The organism is Acidovorax delafieldii 2AN (assembly GCF_000175235.1).
Taxonomy (GTDB): domain Bacteria; phylum Pseudomonadota; class Gammaproteobacteria; order Burkholderiales; family Burkholderiaceae_C; genus Acidovorax; species Acidovorax delafieldii_B.
In genome coordinates this window covers 1-1,389 of the sequence record NZ_ACQT01000489.1, presented here as the reverse complement: position 1 = coordinate 1,389, position 1,389 = coordinate 1, and the positions used below count along the sequence as shown (strand labels likewise).

The 1,389-nt window shown below is 68.1% G+C and carries 3 protein-coding genes; 2 read left to right on the top strand and 1 reads right to left on the bottom strand.

Annotated features, from left to right (window positions below; all coding sequences use genetic code 11):
• Window positions 1–155: 155 nt before the first annotated feature.
• Window positions 156–335 carry a hypothetical protein gene (locus ACDELDRAFT_RS25260; RefSeq protein ID WP_157764964.1) on the bottom strand — a complete coding sequence of 60 codons (180 nt, stop codon included), beginning with the start codon at window positions 333–335 and terminating at the stop codon, window positions 156–158.
• Between the two features lie 51 nt (window positions 336–386).
• Between ACDELDRAFT_RS25260 and ACDELDRAFT_RS22490 the strand changes: the two genes are divergently transcribed.
• Together ACDELDRAFT_RS22490 and ACDELDRAFT_RS22485 are read left to right on the top strand one after the other, a co-directional pair.
• Window positions 387–989 carry a chromate transporter gene (locus ACDELDRAFT_RS22490; protein ID WP_005801212.1) on the top strand — a complete coding sequence of 201 codons (603 nt, stop codon included), beginning with the start codon at window positions 387–389 and terminating at the stop codon, window positions 987–989.
• Window positions 990–1,047: 58 nt separating this feature from the next.
• A partial coding sequence (locus ACDELDRAFT_RS22485; RefSeq protein ID WP_005801210.1) for a chromate transporter occupies window positions 1,048–1,389 on the top strand: 342 nt, incomplete at its 3' end.

Sequence of the window (1,389 nt, the reverse complement as noted above, 5' to 3'; positions counted from 1 at the left end):
CATCCACCACCCCTGCGCACTCTGCGCCGGGCTGACCATAACGAACCAGTTTCATGTGTGTCTCCTCGCCTGTGATGGGTGGTGTCCGGGGCTGCGGCGTGGTGGCCCCGCACCGGCCAGCGCCGCACGGTTTTGGCCGAACGGCGGGCCAGCGGCTATCGTAGTGCCGCGGCGGGCCCCTGCGCCCAGCCGCTGTCCACCCAGCCATCAACAAGCGTGATGCCCCTATCGCCGTTCACGATGCCGACGCCGCTACGCCCGCCCGTGACGGCGGCGTACCATTCCTGCACGCTGCCAGCGTGGTGGGCGCGCACCCGATAAACTCCTGTTTTCATAGCTGCCTGCGCTGACGGTGATTGCGCCACGGCCCTGTTTCATCATTTTTCATGTCCTCACCCTCGCCCAACCCCGTCCCCACTGAAGCCTGCGGTGAAGCGCAGCCCCGGCCCCGCAACACGGGCGACCTGTTCTGGTCGTTCACCTGGCTGGCGCTGCAAGGTTTTGGCGGCGTGCTGGCCGTGGTGCAGCGCGAACTGGTGGAAAAGAAACGCTGGCTGACCAACGAGGAATTCGTGGAAGACTGGGCCGTGGCCCAGATCATGCCGGGCCCCAATGTGGTCAACCTCTCGATCATGATCGGCGATCGCTATTTCGGCCTGCGCGGCGCCATGGCGGCCCTGGCCGGGATGCTCATCTTTCCGCTGCTGCTGGTGCTGGTGCTGGCGGTGGTCTATGCACAGTTCGCCAGCCACCCCGCCGTGGCGGGTGCGCTGCGCGGCATGGGCGCCGTGGCCGCCGGGTTGATCGCCGGCATGGGCTTCAAGCTGGCAGCAGCGCTGCGCAAGCACCCCCTGGGGCTCTGGCCTTGCATCGTGCTGGCCGGCCTCACCTTCGGAGGCATGGCCCTGCTGCGGTGGCCGCTGGCCTGGGTGCTGCCCGCGCTGGGCGGCGCAGCGTGCGTGCTGACCTGGCGAAGGATTGCGCCATGAGCCGCGCACAGCCCTGCCCCGCCCTCTGCACCACGCCGTACCGCCACAGGAAGACGCCATGAACACATTGGCCATCACCTTGCAGCCCGTCGACTGGCTGAACCTGTTCCTGTACTACCTGTCGCTGTCGCTGCTGGCGGTGGGGGGCGCCATCGCCACGGCGCCCGACATGCACCGGTTCCTGGTGGAACGCCAGGGCTGGCTGACCGATCTGCAGTTCAACGCTTCGATCGCCATTGCGCAGGCCGCGCCCGGACCCAACGTGCTGTTCATCGCGCTGCTGGGCTGGAACGTGGGCATCAACGCCGGCGGCACGGGGCCTGCCGGCTGGGCCAGCGGCACCCTGGGCATGCTGCTGAGCATGGTGGGCATCATGCTGCCCAGCACCACCCTCACCTGG